The sequence below is a fragment of the Bartonella sp. AP58NXGY genome, assembly GCF_042195785.1.
GTDB lineage: Bacteria > Pseudomonadota > Alphaproteobacteria > Rhizobiales > Rhizobiaceae > Bartonella.
The window spans coordinates 1-271 of the sequence record NZ_JBHIOY010000406.1 but is presented as its reverse complement, the minus strand read 5'-3'; the positions used below and the strand labels follow the sequence as shown (position 1 = coordinate 271).

Here is a 271-nt window from a genome sequence, read left to right as displayed (position 1 = left end):
TCAACGAAAAGTATGGGCGACATTATGTAAGATACCATGTGGTGCAACAATTTCATACGAGGAATTAGCGTGCCATGTGGGTATGCCAAAAGCTTTTCGTGCTGTTGCTCATGCCTGTGCACGTAATGAATTGGCTGTCATCATTCCTTGTCATCGCGTTGTCCGTAAAAATGGTTGTATCTCAGGGTATCGTTGGGGGAAGAAACGGAAACAGATTCTGCTCCAACGGGAACAAAATGGGGAAATTAAAAACAAATTTAACTTTGCGTGA

General features: G+C 42.8%; 1 protein-coding gene. It reads left to right on the top strand.

What is annotated here, in order from left to right:
- The coding region (locus ACFINC_RS11690) for a methylated-DNA--[protein]-cysteine S-methyltransferase (protein ID WP_375617305.1) at window positions 1-271 on the top strand (271 nt) is incomplete at its 5' end.